Raw genomic sequence first — 20,450 nt, 5'->3', positions numbered from 1 at the left:
CCCTGTTCGCGAAGGGGGGTGGGTCGTGGACCACCACGACCCACCCCCTCCCCGTCACGGCCCGCCGGCGGACACGACCGTCAGCGGGCGTGGGCGACGGCCCAGGCCAGGACGTCGTCGGCGATCCGCTCCCAGCCCTCCTGCGCGGGCAGGAGGTGCGCGTAGCCGGGGTACTCGCGGACCTCGGTCACGGTGTCGGACTTGTAGTGCTTGGCGTTGGACTTCTGCACGCTCGGCGGCATGAGGTGGTCCTCGCCGCCGGACACGAACAGCAGCGGCGCGCGCTTGTCGTTGCGGTAGTCGACCCACACGTCCTGGTGGCCGGGCTGGAGGTTCGCGAGCAGGCTGCCCCAGAGGATCCCGGCCGAGCCCGGGACGTGGTAGCGCTCGTAGAGGGCGCGGGACTCCTCCTCGGTGAACGTGTTGGTGAACGCGTAGCGCCACTGCTCGTGCGTGAAACCGACCGCCTTGTGCCGGTTCGCGGGGTTGCGCAGGATCGGGAACGTGGACTTGAGCTGCGACGGCGGCGCCACCACCACGCCCTCGGTCGGCGCGGAGTTGATCGCCACGCCCACCGCGCCGAAGCCGTGGTCCAGCAGGACCTGGGTGAACGCGCCGCCCGCCGAGTGCCCGATGATGATCGGCGGCGCGTCCAGCTCGCCGACGACCGCCTCCAGGTGGGAGATGATCTGCGGCACGGTGACGTTCGCGATCGGCGACGGGTCGGCGTTGAGCGCCTCCACCTCGACCTCGAAGCCGGGGTAGTTGGGCGCGAGCACCCGGTAGCCCTGCTTCTCGTAGTGCGCCCGCCAGTGCTCCCAGCTCCGGGCGGTCACCCAGAAGCCGTGGACGAGGACGATCGTGTCGGGGGTCATCGGTTCTCCTCGGTGGAGTCGCGGTCGGTGGCGCCGGGGGTGTGCTCGTAGGAGTCGAGGAACGCCAGCAGGTCGTCGCCGAGCCGCTCCTTGTGGGTGTCGGTGATGCCGTGCGGCGCACCGGGGTACACGGTGAGCTTCGCGCCCTTGATCCGCTCCGCGGACGCCCTGCCGCCGACCTCGAACGGCACGACCTGGTCGTCGTCGCCGTGGATCACCAGCGCGGGCACGTCCACCGCGTCGAGGTCCGACCGGAAGTCGGTCGCCGAGAACGCGGCGACGCACTCGTAGGCGTTGCGGTGCCCGGACTGCATGCCCTGGAGCCAGAAGGCGTCCCGGACGCCCCGCGACACGTCCGCGCCGGCCCGGTCGTTGCCGAAGAACGGACCGTCGGCGAGGTCCCGGTAGAGCTGGGAGCGGTCGGCCAGGGACCCGGCGCGGATGCCGTCGAACACCTCGACGGGGACGCCGCCGGGGTTGTCGTCGGTGCGGAGCATGAACGGCGGCACCGCCGACACCAGCACGACCTGCGCGACCCGGCCCGTGCCGTGGCGTCCGACGTAGCGGGCCACCTCGCCGCCGCCGGTGGAGAAGCCGACCAGGGTCGCCTCCCGCAGGTCGAGCGCGTCGAGCACGGCCGCGAGGTCGTCGGCGTAGGTGTCCATCTCGTTGCCGTGCCAGGTCTGGTCGGACCGGCCGTGCCCGCGCCGGTCGTGCGCCACGACCCGGTAGCCGCGGGAGGCGAGGAACAACGCCTGCGCGTCCCAGCTGTCCGCGTTGAGCGGCCAGCCGTGGCTGAGCACCACGGGACGCCCGGCGCCCCAGTCCTTGTAGAAGATCCGCGTGCCGTCGTGGGTCGTCACGTAGCCCATGTCAGCTCCCTTCAGCGGTGGGTGGCGGCGTCGACGACGAGGTCGACGGTGGCGGAGGGCTTGGAGATCATCGCGACGTGGGAGGCGTTCACCTCGACCGCGCGGGCGTGCGCGCGGGCGGCCATGAAGCGCTGGGCGGCCGCCGGGATGAGGTTGTCGTCGCGGGCGATCAGCGTCCAGGAGGGGATCGTCCGCCACGCCGGTTCGCCGGACGGCTGGTCGAGGGTGTGCACGTCGGCGGGGCGTTGCGTGGCCGCGAGGAGGGCGGCCTCGGCGGGCGGCAGGTCGCCGGCGAAGATGTCGCGGAACAACGCGGGCTTGACGTACCCCTCGTGGCTCACGCCGCCACCCGCCAACGGGAACTCCCGGACGTCCAACGCGGCCTGGCCGAGCTTGGTGCCGGGGTACTTCACCTGCAAACCGCCCACCGTGTCCCCCGCGTCGGGGACGAAGGCCGCCACGTAGACCAGGGCCTTCACGTTCGCGTTCCCGGTGGCGGCGTTCGTGATCACGACACCGCCGTAGGAGTGCCCGACCAGCACGACCGGCCCGCTGATCGTGCCGAGCACGCTGGCGAGGTAGGCGGAATCGGCGGCCACGCCCCGCAGCGGGTTGGCCGGGGCGAGCACCGGGTAGCCCTTGCGCTGCAACCGCAGCACCACCTCGGACCAGCTGGACGCGTCCGCGAAGGCCCCGTGCACCAGCACGACGGTGGGCTTGGGCCGGTGCCCCGACCCCGAGGGAGAGCCCGAGGCCGGCACCGCGACCAAGGTGAGCAGGACCACCGCGAGCCCTGCGACCACTCGGCGCAAGCCGGCGGCGAGACCGGGACGAGACGACATGGGAACCCCTTCGGAACCGGATTCGAAGACCCGCTCACCGTAGGAATCCGAGAGGTCCTCGGGCTTCGGTCGAATGACTGCACCTCGTCTCGACCACCCCGCTCGCGCCTGCGGTCATCAGACTCGCGAGCCGCCCCGGAGTGGGCCGACCGGACTGCTCGGGGACGTCGTCCACCAGTGCGAGCACGTCCTCTTCGGCGCAGGTCGGTGCTCAACGAATGGCGTGAACATTTAGCACTCGCGCGCGTTGACGGGCCGAACGAGGCGTGGCTACATTGACGTGCCGATCGAAATTGATCGGTGTTAATGACGAAAATTTCGGCTCCGGCGGGTGTCCGCCGCCGTGGCGTTCCGCCGGTCAGGTCGCCGGTCGACGCACACCCGACGCAGATGTCAGGAGACGCCACGATGTCAGCACCAGCGGGGCGCGCGCGCCGCGTCCTCGCCGCGACGGCGGTCGCCGTCGCGGGCACGCTCGCCGTCGGCATGGCGGTCGCCGCGCCGTCCTCGGCGGACGCCGCGCCGACCCTGGGGCAGCTCGCCGCAGCCAAGGGTCGCTACTTCGGCTCGGCGACGGACAACCCGACGTTGGACAACGCCCCCTACACCGCGGTGCTGGGCGGCGAGTTCAACCAGATCACCGTCGGCAACACCCAGAAGTGGATGTACACCGAGCCCAGCCGCGGGCAGTTCGACTACACCCAGGCCGACCGGATCGTCGCCTTCGCCCGGGCGCACGACCAGGTCGTGCGCGGCCACACCCTGGTGTGGCACAACCAGCTCCCGGGCTGGATCGACACCGTGCCCGCCGGTGAGCTGCTCGGCGTGATGCGCAACCACGTCGCCAACGTGGCCGGCCACTACCGGGGCGAGGTCGTGCACTGGGACGTGGTCAACGAGGCGTTCGAGGAGGACGGCACCCGGCGGCAGTCGGTGTTCCAGCAGAAGATCGGCGACGGCTACATCGCCGAGGCGTTCAAGGCCGCCCGCGCCGCCGACCCGAACGCCAAGCTGTACTACAACGACTACAACATCGAGGGCATCGGCGCCAAGAGCGACGCCGTGTACGACCTGGTGAAGTCGTTCAAGCAGCAGGGCATCCCCATCGACGGCGTCGGCATGCAGGCCCACCTCATCCTCGGCCAGGTCCCCGGCACCGTCCAGCGGAACATCCAGCGCTTCGCGGACCTCGGCGTCGACGTCGCCCTCACCGAACTCGACATTCGCATGAACACGCCCCGCGACGCCGCCAAGGACGCCCAGCAGGCACAGGACTACCGGACCGTGGTCAACGCCTGCCTGGCCGTGACCCGCTGCGTCGGCATCACGATCTGGGACTTCTCCGACGGCTACTCCTGGATCCCCTCGGTGTTCCCCGGCGAGGGCGCGGCCCTGATCTACGACGAGAACTTCGCCAAGAAGCCCTCGTACTGGGCGGTCTACGAAGCCCTCGGCGGCACGACCACCACCACTACGACCACCACGACCACGACCGGCGACAACGGCACCGGCTGCACCGCCACCTACCGCGTGGTCGGCCAGTGGCACGGCGGCTACCAGGCCGAAGTCACCGTCCGCAACACCGGCACCGCCGCCACCACCGGGTGGCGGGTCGGCTGGACCCTCGCCCAGGGGCAGACCGTGAGCAGCCTGTGGAACGGCGTGCTGACCACCAGCGGCCAACAGGCGACCGTGCGCAACGCCACCTACAACGGCAGGATCGCCGTCAACGGCACCGCCGCGTTCGGCTTCGTCGGCGCCTCCGCCGGCACCAACCCCGCTCCCGTCATCACCTGCGCCACGACCTGACCGGGGATCGCGACGGGGAGGGGGTCGGCGCCGCCGCGCCGGCCCCCTCAGGGGCGGATGCGCAGCACCCCCACCCGGTCCTCGTCGAACCGCTCGAAGTGGAATCCCAGGCCGGCGAACGGGCTGCCGGGGAAGTCGCCGGTGATCGTGCAGGTCACCACCAGCCCTTCGCCGGCGGGTTCGACGTCGGTGATCTCGTACCGGACGGGCGGGACCTCGGCGCGCCAGGCGCGGATGGCGGCGATGCCCGCGTGCTCCCGGCCCTCGTCCTCGACGAGGGCGTCGTCGGCGAACAGGGCGAGGTGCGCCTCGCTGTCCGGCGCGGAGGCGAGTTCGAAGTAGCGCCGGACGATCGGGGGCGCGGTGGTGGTGGTCATGTCGGTCCTCCTGTTCCCGCGGGGCTCGTTCACACGGTGGGGGTGGTGCCGCCGTCGATGACGTGCTCGGCGCCGGTGATGGCCGACGCCCGGTCCGACACCAGGAAGGCCACCAGCTCCGCGACCTCCTCGGGCTCGGCCGGGCGACCCAGCGGGATGCCGCCGAGGGAGTCCATCAAGGACTCCAGCGCCGCGTCGGCGCCGATGCCCCCGCCCTCGGCGATCCGGCTGACCAGGGCGTCGGCGGCGGCGGTCCTGATGAACCCCGGCGAGACGGTGTTGACCCGGACGCCGTGCGGGGCGACCTCTTTGGACAGCCCTTTGCTGTAGGTGGCCAGCGCGGCCTTCGCCGCGGCGTAGCCCAGGGTGGCGTCGTGCAGCGGCATCGTGCGCTGGATGGAGGTCACGTGCACCACCGCGCCCCGACCGCGGGCGACCATCCCCGGGAGCAGCCCCCGGTCGAGCCGCACGGCGCCGAGCAGGTTGAGGTTCAGCTCCTCGGCCCAGGCCTCGTCCGACAGCGCCGCGAACCCGCCCGACGGCGCGTGCGAGCCACCGGCGACGTGCACGAGGACGTCCACGCCCCCGTCGCGCACCACGGCGTCCACCACGGTCCGGACGCCCTCGGCGGTCGAGGTGTCCGCGGCGATGAAGCGCTCACCGTCCGGGAGCCGCGCGGGCTCGGACCGCGCGGTGACGGTCACCGCGGCGCCCGCGGCGCGGAGGCGCGCGGCGATGGCCGCGCCCGTGCCCTTCGTCCCGCCGGTCACCAGGGCACGCCTGCCGTGCAGGGATCCGTCGATCACGCTTCCTCCTGAGTGCTAAAATAGAAGCCAGTGACTTCGATGTTAGCAGTGACTTGGAGGGGGTCAACCGTGGTGGCCAAGATCCGGCTGGAGGACCGCGAGTGCCCGCTGTCGACGGCCCTGGGCTACGTCGGCGAGTGGTGGACGCTGCTGATCCTGCACGACTGCTTCGACGGCTACCGCCGCTTCGACCAGTTCCAGGAGAACCTCAAGATCTCCACCAGCATGCTCGCCGGCAGGCTCAAGTCCCTGGTGGCCAACGGGCTGCTGGAGAAGAGGCCGTACCAGGCCAACCCCGTCCGGTACGAGTACGTGCTCACCGAACTGGGCCGGTCGCTGCGGCCCGTCGTCGTCGCGCTCGCCGCCTGGGGGAACTCCCGGCTCGACCCGGCCGAGCGCAGCATGGTCCTCGTCGACGCCGGGACGGGGCAGGAGGTGGAGCCCGTCCTCGTCGACGCCAGGACCGGCCGGCGGGTCGACGGCGACGACCACGTCTTCACCGCGGGACCCGCCGCCGGCGCCGCCTTCCGCGACCGCTACGCCGACACCGTTCCCGTCGCCCCACGACAGGACCCCGTGTGACTCTCGCGCCCGAGAGGTGACATCACGCGCCTGCACGGCGGTCGTACGCTTTCGTCGGCCCGAAGGCGAGCCGGAAGTCATTCCTGTCCCCGGTCTCCTCCGCGGCCCGTGACGCTTCGTCCAAGTAGTCGCGTGCCGCGCGGTGGTCGCCCAGGGTTGCCGCGCCTACGGCGCCCTTCAGCATGAGCGACCCGTACGTGCTGTGAGCCTGCGGGGAATCCAGGTTCGACCTGAGGGCATCGGCCGCCGCGACGAGACGCACCTGGATCGTGATCGACGGGGCATCCTGCTGGAGCGCACGCGGGCCGCGAGGGGGCAGGGGGCCCGCTGTTCGGCACAGTGCACGCGACGCGCAAACGAGAAGCCATGGCGGAACTCCTCTGCCAGGTGTGCGGCGAACCGGCCGACGAGAACGATGACGGTGTCCTCTGGCTGCTCCAAGACCACCGGGCGGACTGGCAGGACTGGCCGAACCGCATGGGGTGCACCGAACCGCCCGTGTGCCGGGACTGCGCGCACGAGTCCGTCCGCCTGCGCCCGGCCCTGCGAAAAGGCCGCGTCCTGGCCCGCGTTCGCGACGCCCCCGTGACCGGCGTTCGCGGCGCCCTGTACCTCCCGAACGCACTCGGCGTACCGCGAGCGGTTCAACACGGCGCCTACGGCCTCGCCGAACCGCTGATCCACTCGGTGCTCGCATCCCTCCTCGTCCGGGAAATCCGTGACGCGACTCTGATCGACCGATGACCGGCACCGCAGCAGACAGGGGAACACCACGCGTGAACACCCGCACCGTGCTGAGGCGAGCTTCCCCCATGGCGACCGGGGCTGTGCTCGGCGGGCTCGGCGCGCACGTCTACCGCCGCAGGCGACGCACGTCGCGGCCCTACGACCCGCACCGGGACCGGCTTCCCCGCGGCGGCAAGGAGGCCTGGACGGCCTGCCACGAGAGGCGGGACGCGCGTCAGCAGCTCTGGACCGACCTCGCGGTGGAAATCAGGGACGGCGTCAACACGGGCCTCACCAGGCTCACCCTCGGCCTGTGCCAGGCCGAGCCGAGGGAACCGCTGCACGGCCGTGCGGCGGCCGTGCCCTCGGACCGCGAAGCGCCCACGCCGCTGCGAGTCGCCCGGCGTGACGAGTAGGCCCGACCCGGCCGAGCGGGAGCGGGTGCGCCGGCGCAGCCCCGGACGGCGGCGAACCCCCCTGGGGCGTGGTCCTCCCGGCCCTGCCCGGAAGGAGCGGTGAGACGGTGACTGGATGTGATCGAGGAGTCGCGGTACGTTTGGGAGCGCTCCCAGAACGTGTCCTCCACACCCTGCTCGAGGAGCCGAACATGTTGCGACGACGTTGTCGCCCGGCCGGCCTGTCCGCCGGCCTGCTCATCCTGGCCCTGTCCGCGTTCCTGCTGCCCCCGTCGTCGGCGAGCGGCAGCGCCGCGACCGGCACGCCCCACACCCGTGCTCTACCGCTCGCCGAGCTGACCGTGGCGTCCGAACGGGTGGCGGTCGGCCTGCGGCGCCCGATCGCGATCACCGGGCTGCCGGACGGCCGGATGCTGATCGCGGAGAAGGAAGGCACCGTCCGCGCCTACCACCCCGACACCGGTCTGGCGGCCGAGCCGGTGCTCGACCTGTCCGACCGGATCGACCCGTCGGACAACGAGCGCGGCCTCCTCGGCGTCACCCCCGCGCCGGACTTCGCCCGGACCGGGATGCTCTACGTGGCCTACACGAGCCTGCCGGCCGGCGCGCTGACCCTGGCGCGGGTGCCCCTCGGCGCTCCCGACCGGGTGCAGGTGCTGCTCACCCAGGAGCACGCCGAGTACGGCAACCACAACGGCGGGCAGGTGGCGTTCGGCCGCGACGGCTACCTCTACTGGTCCCTCGGCGACGGCGGCCACACGAACGACCCGTTCAAGGCCGGTCAGAACCTCGGCACCCTGCTCGGCAAGATCGTGCGGATCGACGTCAACCGCACCTGCGGGGCCAAGCCCTACTGCGTGCCCTCCACCAACCCGTTCGTCCGCGTGTCGGGCGCGCGCCCGGAGATCTGGCTCTACGGGTTGCGCAACCCGTGGCGGTTCTCCGTCGACCCGGCCGACGGCTCGCTGTGGATCGGCGACGTCGGCCAGGGCCTGATCGAGGAGGTCAACCACATCCGCCCGTGGCAGGGCGGGGCGAACCTCGGCTGGTCCTGCCGGGAGGGCACCCCGGTGTTCGACCCGCAGCAGTGCCGGGCGGGCGGGCGGTACACCGACCCGGTCTTCGAGTACGACCACTTCAACGACAACTGCTCGGTGACCGGCGGCGTGGTGTACCGGGGTTCCCGGACCCCGGAGGCGCGGGGGACCTACATCGCGACCGACTACTGCTCGACCCGCGTGTTCGCCGTGCGCCCCAAGCTCGACGGCAGCTACGAGTCCGCCGAGATCGGCTACTTCCCCACCCAGCCGACCGCGATCGGCGCCGACGTGCACGGCGAGCTGTACGTGCTCAGCGACCTCCCCGGGTACCTGAACCGGGTGCGGTTCGAGCGGGTCCAGCCGGCGCCCGGCGCCGGGGCGGCGAACCGCTGAGGTCCCGGCGGGGGCGGTACCCGCACCCGCAAGACCTCCGGGGGCGGTCGCGTCGGACGCGGCCGCCCCCGCCTGGCGTGCGGTCCCGCCGGTTCGGCGGGGGTGGCGGTGGGGCGCGGGCGGGTCTTCCCGCACCACCCGGCCCGCCGGGTCGTCGGGTCAGTACGGCATCCGCGACGGGGGCAGGTTCGGCGGCGTCATCGCCCGGTCCCTGATCGACGGCGGCGGCGGTGCGGCGCCGGGACCGCCGGACCGGAGCCAGTCGGCCAGGTCCTCCAGGGCGTCGTCGTCCGAGATCCGGCCCAGCCAGACGGGCTTGGCGCCCGCGGCGCGCGCGGTGGGGGAGGGGTGGACGACGACGATGTCGGAATCGTCGCAGGCTCCCAGGCAGTCGGACTGGCGAACGTCGACAGCCCCGTCCGACGCCCCGCTCAGCGCGCGCACCCGCTGTTCGTGGTCGGCCGCGGAGTGCTTGGGTCTGGTGCCGCAGCAGCACGCGCGGCAGAGGGTGACGCGTGGGCGCCCGTGAGACATGGTCCTCCTTCAGCCTGGGCACGGTGCCCGTCTGGCGGGCACCTCGACACGAGTCGCGTCGTGTCCTGTCGATCGCCCCGGTTGGCGGCGGACGGGCGGGATCCCGGGGTTGGCGCGGCCGGGGGGGACCGGGGTTCGCAGAACCCCGGTCCCCCGCGCGGCGGAAAGCCGACGTAGAGGTGGTCGTGCGGATCGGTGCTCCGGTTCCCGATGAGACGGGACCCGGTAGATCAGTACCCGGTCGGGGGATGCTTCACTCGGCGGGGAGCGCCGGGACGGCCGTGGTCCACGGGTGCGCGGTCAGGCCGCGACCGGCCCGAAGATCCAGTTCCCCCTGGCGTCCTCCTCCGGGCTGCGGAAGAACTGCTCGTTGGCGGCGTGCAGCTCGTCGCGGTCGAGCCAGCCGTTGCCGTTGAGGTCGAGCTTGTCGAACGCGGCGCTGCCCGCGTCCTCGGACAGGCGGAAGGCGCTGGCCGCCATGCGCACGTACTCGGTCCGGGTGATCCGACCGTCGCCGTCGCCGTCCATCAGGTCGTAGAAGGCGTCGGCGACCGGTGCGATGTGGGCCCGGTAGCCCTCCTCGGACGCGGTCACGAACCGGTCCATGCCCGAGGAGTACTCCTCGACGTCGACGCGCTCGTCCCCGTCGGTGTCCATCGGGAGCGTGACGGCCTCCCACAACCTGTTGTAGCGCTCCCGGACGAGCGCGCTCTCGGGCGAGCCCGGCGCGTACCCGAACGCGGTGACGAGCCGGTCGGCGGAAGCCGTGTAATCCATCCTGTCGATGGTGCCGTCGTCATCCACGTCCAGCAGGGCGAAGAGGTGGGCGAGTTTTCGCTTCAGCAGTTCGTTGAGCATGGGATTCGGCTCTTTCTCCCAGGGGCATTAGTCTGGCGGTGTGAACGCTACTGTCGGCGATGCGGCCATGGGAAGGTTGTTCCGTGGTTGACCACGTGGTAGATGGGGCCAACGGCTTTGTGGCCTCCCACCTCATCGGCGCGCTCGTGGCGCGAGGCAACTCGGTGCTCGCTTTGGCGCGCGCCAGTGAGGAGATCGTCAGGAGGAAGGTCTCCGACGCCCTGTCCACGCTGCACCTCGACCCCGACATGGTGGACGAGGTGCAGGTCAGGGCGTTCTCGCTGGCGGAACCCGGGCTGGGCACATCACTGCCCGACGTATTCGCCGAACCGTGCACCTATTGGCACAGCGCCGCCCTGATCACGTTCTTCCCGCGTCGCGAGGCCGAGTTGCACGCCGTCAACGTGGTCGGCTCGGCCAACACCGTTGCCGCGTTCGCCGGGCACGCGAAACCCGGTTCCCGGTACGTCCACGTCAGCACGGCCTATCAACACGGTACTACTCAGGGTAAAGCGTTGGAGCAATGGCCTGAATATGCTCACCCGTCCGAGTTCAGAAATGACTACGAGCACTCGAAGAGGTGCGCCGAAGTCGCACTCTCGCAGACCGGGTTAGCCCGGAAGGGTGCGGTGCTGGTCGCCCGATTGGGTGTCATGGTCGGCCACTCCGGAACCGGTCGGGCGCTGTCCGACCTCGGCGTCTACGACTTCATCAGGGTCATCGCGCTGTTCGCGAGGCGCACCCCCGGCGAACGCGTCCGCTTCGTCTGCCACCCGAGGGCGGCCCTGCACCTGACACCCGTCGACACCACCGTGGACCGGCTGCTGGCGCTGGCGGGCGGTCCGCTCGACCGGCCGGTGCGGCACCTCGTGCCCCCGGTCGCGGTGCCGGTGGCCGACCTGTTCGCCGCGATCTCCAGGCACCTGCCCGTCGAACTGGTCGCCGTCACCGCCGCGGACGTCGAGGCCGAGCCCTTCGGCAGGTTCGAGGCGATCGTCAACATGCGGTGCAAGTTCACCTCCCCCTACCTCCGCCACGAGTACGAGTTCGAGTCCCACGCGGACGCCGAGCCGCCGCCCGTCACACCTCGGGTCCTCGACCTCCTCATCTCCTGGTACACCCGCGAGGGGCTCCCCGAATGACGGACTTCGCCACCCGCTTCCGCGCCCGCCCGCGCTCCGACCGGAAGGTCGCCTACCTCGCCGACGGGCGTCCGGCGGTCGAGCTCACCCACCTCGAACTCGACCGGAGGGCCAGTGCCGTGGCGTCCTGGCTGGCCGAGTCCGGGATGGCGGGCAGACCGGTGCTGCTGCTCTACCCCGCCGGGCTGGACTTCCTCGTCGCGTTCCTCGGCTGCCTCTACGCGCGTGCCGTGGCGGTGCCCGCGCCCCTGCCCCTGTCGGGGGCCTCGCGCGTGGACCGGGTGAACCGGCTCGTCGAGGACTCGGGCGCGCGGGTGGTGCTCACCGACGAGGCCCACGTGGCCGTGCTGGGCGACCTGTCGGCGCGGACCTTCGACGAGACCCCCGCCCCCGGCTCCTGGGCGCCGCCGGAGGTGGGTGCGGACACCGTCGCCTACCTCCAGTACACCTCCGGGTCGACCAGCCGACCGCGCGGCGTCGAGGTCACCCACGGCAGCTTGACCCACAACCTGGAGCTGTTCGGGAAGCTCAGCGGCGACGTCCCCGTCCGGCGCATCGGCGGCTGGTTGCCGCACCACCACGACATGGGGCTCGTCGGGCTCCAGTTGCAGGCCCTGCACGCGGGGGCCGACCTGGTCCTGCTCTCGCCGGAGGCGGTGGTCGCCCGCCCGATCCGCTGGCTGCGCGCCATCAGCGATCACCGGGTGGACTGGACGGTGGCCCCGGACTTCGGCTACGCGTGGGCGACTCGCCGGATCGGCGACGAGGAGCTCGACGGGCTCGACCTGTCCTGCCTGACGATGGCGGTCAGCGGGGCCGAGCCGATCCGGATCGCCACGCTGGACGCGTTCGCCGACCGGTTCGCGCCGGTCGGGTTCCGGCGCGGCGCGCTGAGCCCGGGTTACGGGCTCGCCGAATCCACCCTGGTGGTCACCTGCACGTCACGTGGCCTCGGACCGACCGTCCGCCGGTTCACCCCGGAGTCCCTGGCGGCCGGCGAGGTCGTGCTCACGCCGGACCCCGGTGGCGTGCCGCTGGTCGGGTGCGGCGAACCGGGCGACATGCGGGTGCGCGTCGTCGACCCGGCCACGGGCGCCGAGGTGGCCGACGGCACGATCGGCGAGATCCGGGTGGCCGGGCCCAGCCTGGCCGCGGGCTACCACGACGACCCCGCCGCGACGCGCGCCGCGTTCGTCACCGGCGCGGACGGCCGCTGGCTGCGGACCGGTGACCTGGGATTCCTCCTCGACGGGCAGCTGTACGTCACCGGGCGGCTGAAGGAACTCATCATCGTCCGCGGCCGGAACCTGTACCCGCACGACATCGAGTCCTCGGCGCGGGAGGCGCACCCGGACGCGGGCCGGGGCGCGGCCTTCGGCGTGCGGGACGCCGACTCGGGGGAGCACGTCGTGCTGGTGCAGGAGGTGCGCGGCGCCTCGCGGGGCGACCCCGGCGGGTTCGCCGACGCGGTGCTCGACGCCGTGACCGGGCAGTTCGGCGTGTCCGCCAGCATCGTGGTCGTCCGGTCGAACGCGATCTGCCGCACCACGAGCGGCAAGGTGCGCCGGGGGCACATGCGTGACCTGTTCCTCGACGGTGGGCTGTCGGCGCTGCACAGCGCGCTGACCCCCGCGGTCGCCGCCATCGTCGCCGCCTCGGGGGGAACCCGTGCCTGACGAGTCGTTGAGGGCCTGGCTCGTCGACGCGGTGGCGGGATACCTGGGGCTGCCGCGGTCGCAGGTCGGCACCGGGGTGGCGCTGCGCTCGCTCGGCTTCGACTCCGTGCACGCCATGGGGCTGTGCGTCGACATCGAAGAGCGCTGGGGGATCCTCGTGGAACCCACGCTGGCCTGGGACTTCCCGACCATCGACGCCATCGTGGCGCACCTCGGCGGGCAGCTCGACCGGGCGTGAGCCGATCCGCGCCCGGACGTAAGGACTTGCCGGTGGGCGGGAGGTGCTCGGCGAAGGAGCCGATGTCGGTGCCGGAGAACTCCCAGCGCACGGCGACGCGGTCACCGGACCGGAAGGCGTCGACGACCTCCACCCCGGGGTCCTCGGTGGAGGCGTGGGTGTTGGCGAACCACCCCGCGACGCCGTCCTTGCCGGTGGAGGTGGCCTGGGAGGCGTGGTCGGTGTAGCTGCCGGCGTCGGTGAACAACGCGGCCGTGCGCTCGGGCGAGTTGGTGTTCCACGCCGCGGCCCACTCGTCCGCGATCGGGGTGCTGCGCTTGCCGTGGTCCCCGTGCGCGCCCGGCGCCGAGGCGGGGATCGGGGCGGGCGCGGGGGGCGCGGTGGCGACGGCGCCGCCGAGGGCGGCGGCGGAGGCGATGCCGGCGTCGTCCACCACGAGCCCGATTCGCTCCTACGGGTGGAGCACTGCCCTTCCAGGTGGTTCTGGGTGCGGTCGGCGCGGGTGCATGGTTAGCGTCGCTGTCGTGCACCTGTCACCACAGGAACGGGACAAGCTTCTGGTACACGTCGCCGCGGACCTGGCCAGGCGGCGGTTGGAGAGCGGCCTGCTGCTCAACTACCCGGAGGCGGTCGCGTTGATCACCTCCTACGTCGTGGAGGGTGCGCGGGCCGGGCGGAGGGTGGCGGAGCTGTCCGCTTCGGGGCGCACCGTGCTGCGGCGGGACCAGGTGCTCGACGGCGTCGCGGAGATGGTCGACACGGTGCAGGTCGAGGCGACGTTCCCGGACGGCACGAAGCTGGTCACCGTCCACGACCCGATCCACTGACCCCTGGCGGACGAGCGCGGAGGTACGCGTGCACCCCGGCGAGATCATCCCGGCCGACGAGCCGATCCCCCTCAACCCCGGACGCGACCGCGTGCGCCTGGTGGTGGTCAACGAGGGGGACCGCCCGATCCAGGTCGGGTCGCACTACCACTTCGGCGCGGTGAACCCGCTGCTGGAGTTCGACCGATCCGCCGCGTGGGGACTCCGGTTGGACATCGCGGCCGGGACCGCGGTGCGGTTCGAGCCCAACATCGCGCGCGAGGTCGACCTCGTGCCCATCGCCGGGCGACGCGTGGTCCCGGGCCTGCGCCCGGAGTACTCGGGGGCGCTGGACGAACGCGGACCCGAGCCGATCGAACCGGAGGGGCGGTCGTGAGCAACGAGGTCAAGCGCCGCAGGTACGCCGAGCTGTTCGGCCCCACGGTCGGGGACCGGGTCCGGCTGGCCGACACCGACCTGCTGATCGAGGTGACCGAGGACCGCAGCCGGGGCGCGGGCTCGGGCGACGAGGTCGTCTTCGGCGGCGGCAAGGTGATCCGCGAGTCGATGGGGCAGGCGCTGACCACGCGGGAGCAGGGCGCGCCGGACCTGGTGATCACCGGCGCGGTGGTGCTCGACCACTGGGGCGTGGTCAAGGCGGACGTGGGCGTGCGCGACGGGCGGGTCGTCGGCATCGGCAAGGCGGGCAACCCCGACACGATGGACGGCGTCGACCCGGCGCTGGTCATCGGACCCGGCACGGAGGTCATCTCCGGCAACGGCAGGATCCTCACCGCGGGCGGCATCGACTGCCACGTGCACTTCATCTGCCCGCAGCTCGTCGACACCGCGCTGGCCTCCGGTCTGACCACGTTGATCGGTGGCGGCACGGGCCCGGCGGAGGGCAGCAAGGCCACCACGGTGACGCCGGGGCCGTGGAACCTGGCGCGGATGCTGCGGGCGATGGACGGCCTGCCGGTCAACGTGCTGCTGCTGGGCAAGGGCAGTTCCGCGCACGAGGACGCCCTGTGGGAGCAGCTGCGCGCCGGCGCGGCCGGGTTCAAGATCCACGAGGACTGGGGCGCCACCCCGTCGGTGATCGAGACGGCGCTGGGCGTGGCCGAGCGCAGCGGCGTGCAGGTCGCCATCCACACCGACACCCTCAACGAGGCCGGCTTCCTGGAGTCCACCCTGGCGGCGATCGGCGGCCGGTCGATCAACGCCTACCACACCGAGGGCGCGGGCGGCGGCCACGCGCCCGACATCATCCGCGTGGTGTCCGCGCCGAACGTGCTGCCCTCCTCGACCAACCCCACCCGCCCGCACACCGTGAACACCTTCGACGAGCACCTGGACATGTTGATGGTGTGCCACCACCTCAAGCGGTCGATCCCCGAGGACCTGGCCTTCGCCAACAGCCGCATCCGTCCCAGCACCATCGCCGCCGAGGACGTGCTGCACGACATCGGCGCGATCTCCATGATCAGCTCCGACTCCCAGGCCATGGGGCGCGTGGGCGAGGTGGTGCTGCGCACGTGGCAGACCGCGCACGTGATGAAGGCCAAGCGCGGCGCGCTGCCGGGTCCCGACCCCGCCGACAACCTGCGCGCGCGCCGGTACGTCGCGAAGTACACGATCAACCCGGCCATCGCCCACGGCATCGACCACGAGGTCGGCTCGGTCGAGGTCGGCAAGCTGGCCGACCTGGTCCTGTGGGACCCGAAGTTCTTCGGGGTGCGCCCCGAACTGGTGCTCAAGGGCGGGTTCGTCGCCTGGGCGCAGATGGGCGACCCCAACGCCTCCATCCCCACCCCGCAGCCGGTGTGGGCGCGACCGATGTACGGCAGCACGCCGAAGGTGGCCGCCGACACCAGCCTGCACTTCGTCGCCCAGGCCGCCCTCGACGCCGACCTGCCCGACCGCGTCCGCACCGACACCCGGATGGTGGCGGTGGGCGACACCCGTTCGAGGGGCAAGGCCGACATGCTGCTCAACGACGTGACGCCGGAGGTCGTCGTGCGGCCGGACAACTTCGCCGTGCGCATCGACGGGGAGCTGGTGGAGCCCGAGCCGGTGCACGAGCTGCCCATGGCCCAGCGCTACTCCCTGTTCTGATGACCGCGCCCGATCCCGGTCTCGCGGCCGTGCTGTCCCTGGCGGACTCGCGCTTCCCCGGCGGCGGCCACGCCCACTCCGGCGGGGTGGAGGAAGCGGTGGCGCGCGGCCTGGTCACCGACACCACGACCCTGGCGGCGTTCCTGCGCGGACGCCTGCGCACCGCCGGCGCGCTCGCCGCGGCGTTCACCGCGGCCGCGGCGCACACCGCACGCCACGGGGGCGACCGGTGGCGCGATCTGGACGCCGAGCTGGACGCGCGCACCCCCTCGCCCGCCCAGCGCGCCGCCTCCCGGGCCCAGGGCCGCGGCCTCGTCCGCGCCGGACGGCTGGCCTGGCCCGCACCGGTGTTCGACGACCTGCTCGCGGCCACCCCGGCGCCGCACCACCCGATCGCGCTGGGCGCGCTGGCCGGCATCGCGGGCGCCGGCGCGCACCACGCCGCGCTCGCGGCGGCCTACCTGTCGATCAGCGGACCCGCGAGCGCCTGCGTCCGCCTGTTGGGCCTGGACCCGTTCGAGGCCAACGCCGCCGTCACCGCCCTGTCCGCGGACCTGGACCGCATCGCCGCGACCGCCGCCGGGACGCGCGACCGCCCGCCCGCCGACCTGCCCGCGCCCGGCGCGCCCGCGCTGGACCTGTTCGCCGAGGCCCACGACCGAACCCACCGCCTGGAGGTGCGTCTCTTTGCCAGCTGACCACGACCACGAGCACGGCCACACCCACCCGGTCACCTTCGACCCCACCGCCGCCGGACCCGACCACCACGCCTCCTCCGCGACGGCCGGCCGCGCGTTCCGCATCGGCATCGGCGGCCCGGTCGGCAGCGGCAAGACCGCCCTGACCGCCGCCCTGTGCCGGGCCCTGGGGGAGGAGGTGGACCTGGCGGTGGTGACCAACGACATCTACACCACCGAGGACGCCGACTTCCTGCGCCGCGCGGGCGTCCTGGACCCCGACCGCGTCGAGGCCGTGCAGACCGGCGCCTGCCCGCACACGGCCATCCGCGACGACATCACCGCCAACCTCGACGCCGTCGAACGCCTCGAATCCCGCTTCCCGGGCCTGGACCTGGTCATCATCGAAAGCGGCGGGGACAACCTCACCGCCACCTTCAGCCGCGGCCTGGCCGACCGGCAGGTCTTCGTCGTCGACGTGGCCGGCGGCGACAAGGTCCCCCGCAAGGGCGGACCCGGCGTCACCACCGCGGACCTGCTGGTCATCAACAAGACCGACCTCGCCGAGCAGGTCGGGGCGGACATGGGCGTCATGGTGTCCGACGCCCACCGCATGCGCCGCCACCGGCTGCCGGTGATCGCCCAGTCCCTGGTGCGCACCCCCGACGCCCCCGACGTGGCCGACTGGGTGCGGGCACAGCTGGGCCGCGCCGCCACCACGCCACCGGCTCGGCTCACGGGCACGGCGTGAGGGCCAGGGCCCGGCTCGTGGTCGAACGGGACGCCACCGGCCGCAGCGTCGTGCGCGAGCTGCGGTCGGCCTCCCCGCTCACCCTCATGCCCAGCCCGCCCGGCCTGCACGACGGTGACCCGGACACCACCCTGGTCCACCTCGTCGGCTCCGCCGCGGCCCCGCTCGGCGGCGACGACCTCGAACTGGAGGTCCACGTCGGACCCGGCGCGCGGCTCGCGCTGCGGGGCGTCGGCGCCACCCTCGCCCTGCCCGGCCAACACCCCGGCCCGAGCCGGGTGTCCGTGACCTGCCGGCTCGCCGACGCGGCCCGGTTGGACTACCTGGCCGAACCCACCGTCGTCGCCGCCGACGCCGACCACCACGCCGAACTGCACGCCGACCTCGACGCCGACGCCCGACTGCGCTGCCGCGAGGTCGTCGTCCTGGGCCGCACCGGCGAACGACCCGGGCGCTTCCGCGGCGCCACCCGGGTCCGCCGCGCCGGCGCCACCCTGCTGCACCAGCACCTCCACCTCGGCGACCCCGAGCTGGACCACACCCCGGCACACCTGGCCGGCCACCGGGTCGTCGCCACCGAGCTGCTGGTGTGGGGCGACGACCCACCCGAACCGGTCAACGGCGACTGGTGGTCCCTGGTGCCGCTGGCACGCGGCGGCGCGCTCGCCACCGCGCTGGCCCACGACACCATCACCGCCCACCGCCTGCTCGCCACCGCCGTCGCGGCACACCCCGGCACCGCCCAGGCACCGCCGGTGCCGCTGCCCCTGTCGGCCGCCGCTCCTCCGCGGGTCGTGCCCGCGCGGGGGAGGGCGACGGCCGACGGGCCGATCACCGTTCGGAGGGCTCGACCGCTCGGCTCGCCCAGCCGGTCCTCAACAGGGTGTTGAGCGCCGGGGGCGAGGACTCGTCGGCCATGGCGGCGCCACGCGCCCAGCTCACGGCGAGCACGCCCAGGAAGAGGTCCGCGCCCCGCACCTCCGGGCGGGCGCCGCCGTCGCGTTGGGCGGCCTGGAGGAACTCGTCGGTGGTGGTGATGCACCCCTGGCAGGTGAGGGCCAGCGGGGACGTGCCCTCGGCCGGCGCCGCCCGGAGGGGCTCGGGCAGGCCGTCGAAGGCGGTGGCCCACCGGCCCAGCGCGTCCAGCCACCGGTCCAGCGCCTCGGTGGGGTCGTCGACCTCCCGGCGGATGGCGTCGCGGCGGGACACCAGTTCGTCCTCACGTGCCTTGAGCAGCGCGGCGAGCAGCACCTCCCGGTTGGGGAAGTGCCGGTAGAGGGTGCCGGGGCCGACGCCGGCGCGTTTGGCGATGGCGTCCAGCGAGCCGGTGACGCCGTGCTCGGCGAAGTGCTGCTCGGCGACGTCGAGGATGTGCGTCCGGTTGCGCTGCGCGTCCGTCCGCGGCCTGCGCTCGCGGGCACCTGTCGTCTCGGACACGTCCGGCCACCTCTCGTCGACAAAGCGGAGATGGTCTCCCTGCGTCGGGGCGTCGAAGTGGAGACTCTCTCCTTGTCTGTCGTCAGCGTACCGCCGTCGACCACAGGGGAACGGGGCGTGCCGGGCGGCAGGGGTCGAAGCCCGCTCCGTCCGGGCGTGTCGATGTGGTCTCGGCGCGGCAGGAGACGGTTGACTTTGTTTCGTTGGGCACTTAAGAATCTCGCTCATGCGAGACCGCGGTCGGTCTCCGGCCAGGAAGGGATCAACGATGTTCCTGAAGGCAAAGCGCTCCTCACGGGCGCGCACGGCGGCGGCCGGGCTGGCCGCGGTGGCCGTGCTGGCGACCGGCTGCGGCGGGTCGGACACCGCCGGCGGCACCGACTCGGACACGCTGATCGTCTACACCGGGCAGTCGGGGGACTGGCAGCTGAACTTCAACCCGTTCTCGCCGACGCTGTTGGAGGGGCCGGGCACGATCTTCGAGCCGCTGTTCTTCTTCAACAACATCCGCGACGTCGACCCGCGCCCCCGCCTCGGCAAGAGCTTCACCTGGAACGCCGACGGCACCCAGCTCGACATCGAGCTGCGCGACGACGCGAAGTGGACCGACGGGGAGAAGTTCACCGCCCAGGACGTCGTGTTCACCCTGGACATGGTCAAGAAGAACCCGTCCATGAACGGCACGGGCTACAAGGGCGAGGCCACCGCGGTCGACGACACGCACGTCACCGTCAAGTTCGCCGAACCGTCCTTCATGGAGGGCCCGCAGGTCCTGGGCCGGATCTGGATGGTCCCGCGGCACAGGTGGAAGGACATCGCCACTCCCGCCACCGACGTCGTCTCCGAACCGGTGGGCACGGGCCCCTTCCAGCTGGGGGACTTCAAGGCGCAGGCCTTCACGCTCAAGGCCAACCCGGCCTACTGGGGCGGCGAACCGGCGCTCAAGAACGTCCGCTACCTGGCGCTGTCGGGCAACCAGTCCGGCGAGGCCGCGCTGCGCCAGGGCCAGATCGACTGGCAGACCGGCCCCGTGCCCGACATCGCCAACGTGGAGAAGAACTACCCGGGCTACCGGGCGATCACCGTCCCGATGAACCAGGCCGCCCTGTTCACCTGCTCGAACGCCGAGCTGGGCTGCCAGGGCCCGCAGACCGACGTCGCGGTGCGCAAGGCCGTCTACTACGGGATGAACCGCACTCAGATCAACTCCCTGGCCTTCGAGAACACCGCGAGCGAGGTCTCACCCGGAGCGGCCTTGCTGATCCGGGACGAAGAGGTCGTCTCCGGGGAGCTCCAGGAGCGCACCGCGCCGATGCGGCCGGACGTGGCCAAGGCCACCGCGGCGCTGGAGTCCGCCGGCTACGCCAAGGGCTCCGACGGTATCTACGCCAAGGACGGCAAGCCCGTGGCCATGACCATCAAGGTCGTCGCCGGCTGGACCGACTACATCACCGCCGTGGAGACCATCGCCCAGCAGC

General features: G+C 72.6%; 22 protein-coding genes and 2 pseudogenes. 15 read left to right on the top strand and 9 right to left on the bottom strand.

Features of this window, described 5'->3' with window-relative positions; genetic code table 11:
• Window positions 1-80 precede the first annotated feature (80 nt).
• Genes ABD223_RS41510 through ABD223_RS41500 form a run of 3 tightly spaced genes read right to left on the bottom strand, consistent with a single transcriptional unit; the run spans window position 81 to window position 2,589 of the window.
• Complete coding sequence (locus ABD223_RS41510; RefSeq protein ID WP_344043498.1) at window positions 81-875, bottom strand: alpha/beta hydrolase; 795 nt, start codon at window positions 873-875, stop codon at window positions 81-83.
• On the bottom strand, window positions 872-1,747 hold the full coding sequence (locus ABD223_RS41505) for an alpha/beta fold hydrolase (RefSeq protein WP_344043496.1): 876 nt from the start codon (window positions 1,745-1,747) through the stop codon (window positions 872-874). The genes ABD223_RS41510 and ABD223_RS41505 overlap by 4 nt, the downstream gene beginning before the upstream one ends.
• Window positions 1,748-1,758: 11 nt before the next feature.
• Complete coding sequence (locus ABD223_RS41500; RefSeq protein WP_344043494.1) at window positions 1,759-2,589, bottom strand: alpha/beta fold hydrolase; 831 nt, start codon at window positions 2,587-2,589, stop codon at window positions 1,759-1,761.
• 408 nt (window positions 2,590-2,997) lie between these two features.
• Here ABD223_RS41500 and ABD223_RS41495 point away from each other — a divergent pair, with 408 nt between their 5' ends.
• Entirely contained in the window at window positions 2,998-4,398 is a 1,401-nt protein-coding gene (locus tag ABD223_RS41495; RefSeq protein ID WP_344043492.1) for a glycoside hydrolase family 10 protein, read from the top strand.
• Between the two features lie 47 nt (window positions 4,399-4,445).
• On the opposite strand, the gene ABD223_RS41490 is transcribed toward ABD223_RS41495, so the two are convergent.
• Both ABD223_RS41490 and ABD223_RS41485 read right to left on the bottom strand, forming a co-directional pair.
• A complete protein-coding gene (locus ABD223_RS41490; protein ID WP_344043490.1) occupies window positions 4,446-4,775 on the bottom strand; it encodes a nuclear transport factor 2 family protein in 330 nt (109 codons plus the stop codon).
• A gap of 29 nt (window positions 4,776-4,804) precedes the next feature.
• Window positions 4,805-5,581: an SDR family oxidoreductase gene (locus ABD223_RS41485; protein WP_344043488.1), complete on the bottom strand. Its 777-nt coding sequence runs from the start codon at window positions 5,579-5,581 to the stop codon at window positions 4,805-4,807.
• A gap of 69 nt (window positions 5,582-5,650) precedes the next feature.
• Between ABD223_RS41485 and ABD223_RS41480 the strand changes: the two genes are divergently transcribed.
• From ABD223_RS41480 to ABD223_RS41465, 4 genes are all read left to right on the top strand, one after another.
• Entirely contained in the window at window positions 5,651-6,163 is a 513-nt protein-coding gene (locus ABD223_RS41480; RefSeq protein ID WP_344043486.1) for a winged helix-turn-helix transcriptional regulator, read from the top strand.
• Window positions 6,164-6,529: 366 nt separating this feature from the next.
• On the top strand, window positions 6,530-6,907 hold the full coding sequence (locus ABD223_RS41475; protein WP_344043484.1) for a hypothetical protein: 378 nt from the start codon (window positions 6,530-6,532) through the stop codon (window positions 6,905-6,907).
• A 68-nt stretch (window positions 6,908-6,975) separates the two neighbouring features.
• Complete coding sequence (locus ABD223_RS41470; protein WP_344043482.1) at window positions 6,976-7,305, top strand: hypothetical protein; 330 nt, start codon at window positions 6,976-6,978, stop codon at window positions 7,303-7,305.
• A 191-nt stretch (window positions 7,306-7,496) separates the two neighbouring features.
• On the top strand, window positions 7,497-8,738 hold the full coding sequence (locus ABD223_RS41465; protein WP_344043480.1) for a PQQ-dependent sugar dehydrogenase: 1,242 nt from the start codon (window positions 7,497-7,499) through the stop codon (window positions 8,736-8,738).
• Window positions 8,739-8,897: 159 nt separating this feature from the next.
• Here ABD223_RS41465 and ABD223_RS41460 read toward each other — a convergent pair whose 3' ends face one another.
• A complete protein-coding gene (locus tag ABD223_RS41460; protein WP_344043478.1) occupies window positions 8,898-9,272 on the bottom strand; it encodes a hypothetical protein in 375 nt (124 codons plus the stop codon).
• A gap of 300 nt (window positions 9,273-9,572) precedes the next feature.
• On the bottom strand, window positions 9,573-10,130 hold the full coding sequence (locus tag ABD223_RS41455) for an EF-hand domain-containing protein (RefSeq protein ID WP_344043476.1): 558 nt from the start codon (window positions 10,128-10,130) through the stop codon (window positions 9,573-9,575).
• Window positions 10,131-10,213: 83 nt separating this feature from the next.
• On the opposite strand from ABD223_RS41455, the gene ABD223_RS41450 reads away from it, so the two are divergent.
• From ABD223_RS41450 to ABD223_RS41440, 3 genes are read left to right on the top strand one after another with little or no spacing between them, the layout of a single operon-like run.
• The gene (locus tag ABD223_RS41450; protein ID WP_344043474.1) at window positions 10,214-11,272 is read left to right on the top strand and encodes an SDR family oxidoreductase; all 1,059 of its coding nucleotides are present in this window, start codon (window positions 10,214-10,216) and stop codon (window positions 11,270-11,272) included.
• Window positions 11,269-12,948: a fatty acyl-AMP ligase gene (locus ABD223_RS41445; protein WP_344043472.1), complete on the top strand. Its 1,680-nt coding sequence runs from the start codon at window positions 11,269-11,271 to the stop codon at window positions 12,946-12,948. Before ABD223_RS41450 ends, ABD223_RS41445 begins: the two co-directional genes overlap by 4 nt.
• Window positions 12,941-13,186, top strand: a complete 246-nt coding sequence (locus ABD223_RS41440) for an acyl carrier protein (RefSeq protein WP_344043470.1) — start codon at window positions 12,941-12,943, stop codon at window positions 13,184-13,186. The genes ABD223_RS41445 and ABD223_RS41440 overlap by 8 nt, the downstream gene beginning before the upstream one ends.
• Window positions 13,187-13,265: 79 nt before the next feature.
• Here the strand turns inward: ABD223_RS41440 and ABD223_RS43820 are convergent.
• A pseudogene (locus tag ABD223_RS43820) lies at window positions 13,266-13,619 on the bottom strand (nuclear transport factor 2 family protein); the annotation flags it as partial.
• A gap of 91 nt (window positions 13,620-13,710) precedes the next feature.
• On the opposite strand from ABD223_RS43820, the gene ABD223_RS41430 reads away from it, so the two are divergent.
• The 6 genes and pseudogenes from ABD223_RS41430 to ABD223_RS41405 form a co-directional block, all read left to right on the top strand.
• Entirely contained in the window at window positions 13,711-14,013 is a 303-nt protein-coding gene (locus ABD223_RS41430) for an urease subunit gamma (RefSeq protein ID WP_344043466.1), read from the top strand.
• A gap of 28 nt (window positions 14,014-14,041) precedes the next feature.
• Window positions 14,042-14,389 (top strand): urease subunit beta, encoded by a 348-nt coding sequence (locus ABD223_RS41425; RefSeq protein WP_344043464.1) that lies wholly within the window; start codon window positions 14,042-14,044, stop codon window positions 14,387-14,389.
• Window positions 14,386-16,107 carry an urease subunit alpha gene (locus ABD223_RS41420; protein ID WP_344043462.1) on the top strand — a complete coding sequence of 574 codons (1,722 nt, stop codon included), beginning with the start codon at window positions 14,386-14,388 and terminating at the stop codon, window positions 16,105-16,107. The genes ABD223_RS41425 and ABD223_RS41420 overlap by 4 nt, the downstream gene beginning before the upstream one ends.
• Window positions 16,107-16,805 carry an urease accessory protein UreF gene (locus ABD223_RS41415; RefSeq protein WP_344043460.1) on the top strand — a complete coding sequence of 233 codons (699 nt, stop codon included), beginning with the start codon at window positions 16,107-16,109 and terminating at the stop codon, window positions 16,803-16,805. The genes ABD223_RS41420 and ABD223_RS41415 overlap by 1 nt, the downstream gene beginning before the upstream one ends.
• Window positions 16,795-17,535, top strand: a complete 741-nt coding sequence (gene ureG / locus ABD223_RS41410) for an urease accessory protein UreG (protein WP_344043458.1) — start codon at window positions 16,795-16,797, stop codon at window positions 17,533-17,535. The genes ABD223_RS41415 and ureG overlap by 11 nt, the downstream gene beginning before the upstream one ends.
• Window positions 17,532-18,269, top strand: a pseudogene (locus tag ABD223_RS41405) (urease accessory protein UreD); the annotation flags it as partial. The gene ureG and the pseudogene ABD223_RS41405, both read left to right, overlap by 4 nt.
• Window positions 18,270-18,366: 97 nt before the next feature.
• On the opposite strand, the gene ABD223_RS41400 reads toward ABD223_RS41405, so the two are convergent.
• Window positions 18,367-18,972 (bottom strand): TetR/AcrR family transcriptional regulator, encoded by a 606-nt coding sequence (locus ABD223_RS41400; protein WP_344043456.1) that lies wholly within the window; start codon window positions 18,970-18,972, stop codon window positions 18,367-18,369.
• A 268-nt stretch (window positions 18,973-19,240) separates the two neighbouring features.
• Here ABD223_RS41400 and ABD223_RS41395 point away from each other — a divergent pair.
• The coding region (locus ABD223_RS41395; protein WP_344043454.1) for an ABC transporter substrate-binding protein at window positions 19,241-20,450 on the top strand (1,210 nt) is incomplete at its 3' end.

This window comes from Saccharothrix xinjiangensis, from assembly GCF_039527585.1.
Taxonomy (GTDB): domain Bacteria; phylum Actinomycetota; class Actinomycetes; order Mycobacteriales; family Pseudonocardiaceae; genus Actinosynnema; species Actinosynnema xinjiangensis.
This window is presented reverse-complemented; position numbering and strand designations above follow the sequence as displayed.

Coding starts and splice junctions, on each gene's coding strand:
- ABD223_RS41510 (WP_344043498.1), bottom strand. CDS start 875: ATGACCCCCGACACGATCGTCCTCGTCCACGGCTTCTGGGTGACCGCC.
- ABD223_RS41505 (WP_344043496.1), bottom strand. CDS start 1,747: ATGGGCTACGTGACGACCCACGACGGCACGCGGATCTTCTACAAGGAC.
- ABD223_RS41500 (WP_344043494.1), bottom strand. CDS start 2,589: ATGTCGTCTCGTCCCGGTCTCGCCGCCGGCTTGCGCCGAGTGGTCGCA.
- ABD223_RS41495 (WP_344043492.1), top strand. CDS start 2,998: ATGTCAGCACCAGCGGGGCGCGCGCGCCGCGTCCTCGCCGCGACGGCG.
- ABD223_RS41490 (WP_344043490.1), bottom strand. CDS start 4,775: ATGACCACCACCACCGCGCCCCCGATCGTCCGGCGCTACTTCGAACTC.
- ABD223_RS41475 (WP_344043484.1), top strand. CDS start 6,530: ATGGCGGAACTCCTCTGCCAGGTGTGCGGCGAACCGGCCGACGAGAAC.
- ABD223_RS41470 (WP_344043482.1), top strand. CDS start 6,976: ATGGCGACCGGGGCTGTGCTCGGCGGGCTCGGCGCGCACGTCTACCGC.
- ABD223_RS41465 (WP_344043480.1), top strand. CDS start 7,497: ATGTTGCGACGACGTTGTCGCCCGGCCGGCCTGTCCGCCGGCCTGCTC.
- ABD223_RS41460 (WP_344043478.1), bottom strand. CDS start 9,272: ATGTCTCACGGGCGCCCACGCGTCACCCTCTGCCGCGCGTGCTGCTGC.
- ABD223_RS41455 (WP_344043476.1), bottom strand. CDS start 10,130: ATGCTCAACGAACTGCTGAAGCGAAAACTCGCCCACCTCTTCGCCCTG.
- ABD223_RS41445 (WP_344043472.1), top strand. CDS start 11,269: ATGACGGACTTCGCCACCCGCTTCCGCGCCCGCCCGCGCTCCGACCGG.
- ABD223_RS41415 (WP_344043460.1), top strand. CDS start 16,107: ATGACCGCGCCCGATCCCGGTCTCGCGGCCGTGCTGTCCCTGGCGGAC.